Source organism: Yersinia sp. Marseille-Q3913 (assembly GCF_963892745.1).
Classification (GTDB): domain Bacteria; phylum Pseudomonadota; class Gammaproteobacteria; order Enterobacterales; family Enterobacteriaceae; genus Yersinia; species Yersinia bercovieri.
The window spans coordinates 1-4,592 of sequence record NZ_CAWQAF010000047.1 but is presented as its reverse complement, the minus strand read 5'-3'; the positions used below and the strand labels follow the sequence as shown (position 1 = coordinate 4,592).

Sequence of the window (4,592 nt, the reverse complement as noted above, 5' to 3'; positions counted from 1 at the left end):
AACAGGGTTGGTACATTGCATCTCTCCTTGGTTAGGTAAAAGTCAGCCAACGATTAGCTAAGACGATCAAATGTCGCCACTGTCACGGCGGTAGCTACAATATTCACACTTAACAGCCAGATACGAATTAAGACACCCACCATCGTTTCTCTCGTAACTGCGAAAATCGGCTTCTTTCCCACATTTTGGGCAATCACCTTTATATTTATTTTCCCAGCCATTGCTTTCTGCGGCTTCTAAGGCTTCCAGCGTTGCCAATGTCAATATGATCCCAAATTTGAGAGCTTCATTGAAAAATGAAGTCTGTTTAAACAATGGCAACTGGCGGTAATAGGTCATTGCATAGCGAAGTAATCTGGTTTCATAAATTTCATAATGTTGGCCGCTTGACTTAATTGCTTGATCAATAAAACTTTTCAGCACTGCAACAGCACTACTCGTATCAGTGGGGTGTGGGATACGAATAGATTTAATAAATCCATTGTTGTTTTTGATTTTCACATATCTTTCTGTAGATTCAGGAAGCGGCGGTCTTGACGTTTGTGTGTTCATCCTGGTTGCTCTCCTTCGGTGGTTGTCCATCTCTCTGTGAGTTCTTTCGCGGCAAAGGGCAAAGGAGCAACGACGACGGGAGGAACGCAAGGGCGCCGCTTGCGGCGTGCTATTTACCCTTGCGGGCATCCTGGCGGTGGTGCTACAAGCAGCCCTCCGCGAGAGGGCTTACCGAGTGATGGCGTTCCGAACTGCACAGACAGGATGAACACACCGCGACACGACGGTACGGCGGGGCGTCCTTAGTGGGAAGCGGCGCGGCCATAGGCCGCTGCAAGCGAGGGCAATTGACGTTCAGGCATCGCGTACTATCCGACAGGACAGAGACACGCATCGCGGGGCTCTGCGGAAGCTGGACTGCGCCCGACGGCGCGGGAGAGCTGGAGTGTAAGCGACGACCTGGGCGCTTGCGTACAGGGAGCCGAAGGGGCCCCCATCCCTGTTTGATGATGTGTACAGGAAGAACGAACAGGTAGAATGGCCACCATAGGAATGAGAAAAATAGTAGAGAGAAGCACTATATAATTAGACGATGCTGACTTATTTCAACGCTGAATCATATCGATAGACGGCATATTAAGGGATAAGGCCGTAGTGGCGAAGCCACAACAGCCTTTTGACTTAACAGCTTTTTCAGCTTCTACAAGCTCGAGTTAACCATTCGTTGTATGGTAAGGCTCATGTCGATTAAGTCATCGCCGTAAATGAAAAATGGCTCTGTCTCTTCGTAATTGCAACTGGTACACATTCGTATCACATAGCACGGGTATTTTTCCGGCCCCTCTTCCAGCCAACGTTTTGAGATCACTTGCTTGTCGTTGCGATAATCATAAAAATAGTTCTTACGCAGCCAGCGCTTGTATGAGTTGATATTCTTTATGTAGCTCAGTTGCTCCTTTAGCCTATTCACCATCTGCATTCCCCTCAAATTTCACTTTCACTCCTGCACAGTTCTCCAGTTTATTCGAGAGCATAAGTGAATCAAGCCACTGTTCTACAACCGTTCTATTCCCCAATTCTTCGTGAATTTCTCTGACAATAGACCACATTGGGTTCCCCATGAAGAAGGGTTCACATCGTAAATTGACAAACTGGCGGCCCCAAGCCTGCGCCATTTCGACCAAATCCTCGTCATCTATTCCCTGCCGTTCCTGACGCTTGTACCACGCAGCCAGTTCACTCGGGGTAATAAAAGCCAGTTCAATTTCTGCCTGCGCTACCTGGCACTGATAGCGTCGCCTCTTTTGCTGTTTTTGTTTTGCCTGATTACGCTCTTTGCGCTCAAATTGCATAAGCCATTTACGATCACGGCGTTCTCGACATAATACGGCGTAAGCGGGAAACAACTTCTTAGGGGTGTCATCCGGTAGAGGTAACGGACAATATTGGCCACCACTTTCAATCAATCTATCCAGAGCTTGCATATAACGGTGCATTGGCTCACCCCCGCGTATTTTCGGGCAGTAATTACTGGCGACTAACCGGATATCGCGAGCCAAAATTTTTGTCCGTCCCTCATTCAGCATACGGAAAAATGCTTTGGCATACGGATATTCAGCCAGTCGTTGGCCCTGTATTCTTTTCCGTTCAACAATGGCCATTGCATGGATTGCCGCCTGCTGATATTCGTTCGTGGATATTAATGCGCGATTATTCGGGATCATACGGCAATCCCTCCCATATGAAGCGCGTTAGCCAGTTCGGAGGCCTGTTGGAATCCGGCTTTATAATATTCAGCTACACGGGCCAGCACCATATTCATAATATTGGGATCAAAGTATTCGGTAATACACACCCATGCCCTTGATTCACCGCCATCAAAAGGCAGTGATATCGTCCAAAACTCGTTTTCCTCCCCAGCACTGCACACGTTGAGCACGATATCGCTCATGTCTGTGGGACTGACACGCAGTGAAACAGGGTGTACACCGCCGAATTCACGCCTATATTCCACCTCTACCAACCATCCTGACGGTAAATTCAGATATTGTAAGACTGCATTGGATAGGCGCTGACGGTAATCAGTCCCCCGTTCCCAATATTGTTCCAGTTCAACAGGGCTTAAACCTTGCAAGACCACCAGAGAGAAATTTTCGTATTTTGTCATTGTTTATCATTACCGCCCTTACGGGCGGCATCTCCCTGTTAGGCTGCAATATCAATGTTATTTGAGGTTTCGATAAGCGGTTGTGTTTGTTCGACCGCATCACGCTGGATACACGCTGGCATCCAACGAGTTCTACTGATCACCTCTTCTGCCAGTTCGGCTGCATCGCCCTTTTTCATTTTCTGTGAATCAGAAGCGGCTCCCGTCAATCCTGCATCAGTCAACGCATCTGAAATACCGTCTCTGTTGATACGACCAAAGAAGTTGGCTTTTGTCGGTTGCCACCAGTCCCGCATATCAAAATTCAGTGAGGCTTCAACTGATTCCAACTTCTCACCGGCTTTATTATTTCGGCTCATTTGTTCCGTTACACCGTCCAATGTTCCGGCAACACAATATGCTAGCAAAGCAATCTGGCTGGCCTTGTCCCAACCCATCAGCCATTCGTAGTCGTTTTCCCAGCCATCAGGAAAATTCGCAACCCAGGCGATATGCATATCCTCAAGTACCTGCATAGCCCGACTATTAGCAACAGTAGGTGCATTATTTTCTAACGCTGATTTGTTGTGATGCAGACTAAAGGCCAATGTTTTTAACTTGAAGCTGTCGCTCCGAAATACCGACTTCATACAATCATGAATGAAGATAGCCAGTGCAACATCAGGTTGCTGTGCCAAAGCGGCCTGAACAGCCATCGTTCTCTCTGAGGAAAGACTTTTAACCAGCACGGCTGATAGCTGCTTTGATTGCGCTTGTTGTGGTTGTTGAGTGGTCAACTCTTCGTTAGTTTCTTCGCTAGGTGGTACATCACACAGCAACATGACACCTCGCTGAATGACTAACTCACCCTCATTCAAATACGCCACAATGCCAGACTGTGCGCGTACATCATTCGACCATCCGCGAATGTCTGCCGTTACGGTAATGGCGTCTAACTCTGCCTTACATGCATCGCTTTCAGCATTTTTTTCAAGATCATCCTCTTCACTCGCCATATGCTCAATGTCATAAGCATCGAGAAGCTGTTCCAGAATTGCCATCCGCGCTGACTCTTCATCAGTAAAAATTGGCGTGGGCTTGCGTAATAAGCTGTATAACTCGGCATCTTCACCCGTACTGTAGACTTGATGCATACGACCCTCAGCCCACTTCCACCCCTCTTCTCTGGAAATAATGGTAGCGATTTCAGCCAGTTTTTCTCGGGTTAAGCGCTCAAGCAAAACAGGATCTGAAATAAAACCCTCTTCGGTAAACAGGTCATAGCGGAATGCGCCTCCCGCCTGTTCATAGGCTTCGCGACCGACAAATGCCAACTGCCCATTATTTTCAGCGGAAATATCCCCCCTCAAAACCTCGCGTCGCAAATATTCTGGTTGTTTGGTATAGCCATAAGCATTACTCCAAACTGTAGACTGACGCTCATGATCTTCACTGGCGGATAATGCTTGTAGCTGATCAAGATTGATTTCATCTTTAGCCAGCGCCGCCAATAACATGGGAGCCATTGATGCTAAACGCAGACATTTTTGAACATGCTTAGTGCTGTAGCCCAGCAAGCTACCAATTTGTACAGGGGTTCTGCCCTCAGAAGCCATGTCACGAAACGCGGTCACTTGGTCTGCCGGATGCATATCTTCACGCTTACCGTTTTCTGTATAAGAGATCAGACGCGCCATATTTTTATCAAAGACTTTGACATCAATAGGATAGTCAGCGGTAACAAATCCAGCCGGAGTAGAACGGTTCTCACTCAATAGCAGTTCAAATGCCAAATGTCGGCGTTCCCCACCTGCTACACCATAGTTGCCCTCGTCGGTCAGAAAAACGATAAGATTTTGCAACAACCCAACGCTTTCAATACTTGCGGCCAGCCCTGCAATCGATGCTGGAGTCGACTTTTTCTTACGGGCATTCAGTTCGGTAGATACCAACC

5 protein-coding genes are annotated in these 4,592 nt (G+C 47.6%); all 5 read right to left on the bottom strand.

All coding sequences use genetic code 11. From position 1 onward, the window contains the following. Positions 1-66 precede the first annotated feature (66 nt). Entirely contained in the window at positions 67-552 is a 486-nt protein-coding gene (locus tag AACW11_RS16105) for a hypothetical protein (RefSeq protein ID WP_212587025.1), read from the bottom strand. Between the two features lie 640 nt (positions 553-1,192). Further along, positions 1,193-1,465 (bottom strand): hypothetical protein, encoded by a 273-nt coding sequence (locus tag AACW11_RS16100; protein ID WP_212587024.1) that lies wholly within the window; start codon positions 1,463-1,465, stop codon positions 1,193-1,195. Further along, positions 1,455-2,216, bottom strand: coding sequence for a plasmid SOS inhibition protein A (locus tag AACW11_RS16095; protein ID WP_145592842.1), 762 nt, complete (start codon positions 2,214-2,216; stop codon positions 1,455-1,457). Before AACW11_RS16095 ends, AACW11_RS16100 begins: the two co-directional genes overlap by 11 nt. Then, the gene (gene psiB, locus AACW11_RS16090; protein WP_212587023.1) at positions 2,213-2,659 is read right to left on the bottom strand and encodes a conjugation system SOS inhibitor PsiB; all 447 of its coding nucleotides are present in this window, start codon (positions 2,657-2,659) and stop codon (positions 2,213-2,215) included. Before psiB ends, AACW11_RS16095 begins: the two co-directional genes overlap by 4 nt. Positions 2,660-2,697: 38 nt before the next feature. Continuing rightward, the coding region (locus tag AACW11_RS16085; RefSeq protein ID WP_212587022.1) for a ParB/RepB/Spo0J family partition protein at positions 2,698-4,592 on the bottom strand (1,895 nt) is incomplete at its 5' end.

Excerpts from the sequence above, each read along its gene's own strand:
- AACW11_RS16105 (WP_212587025.1), bottom strand. The coding sequence starts at position 552 with ATGAACACACAAACGTCAAGACCGCCGCTTCCTGAATCTACAGAAAGA.
- AACW11_RS16100 (WP_212587024.1), bottom strand. The coding sequence starts at position 1,465 with ATGGTGAATAGGCTAAAGGAGCAACTGAGCTACATAAAGAATATCAAC.
- AACW11_RS16095 (WP_145592842.1), bottom strand. The coding sequence starts at position 2,216 with ATGATCCCGAATAATCGCGCATTAATATCCACGAACGAATATCAGCAG.
- psiB (WP_212587023.1), bottom strand. The coding sequence starts at position 2,659 with ATGACAAAATACGAAAATTTCTCTCTGGTGGTCTTGCAAGGTTTAAGC.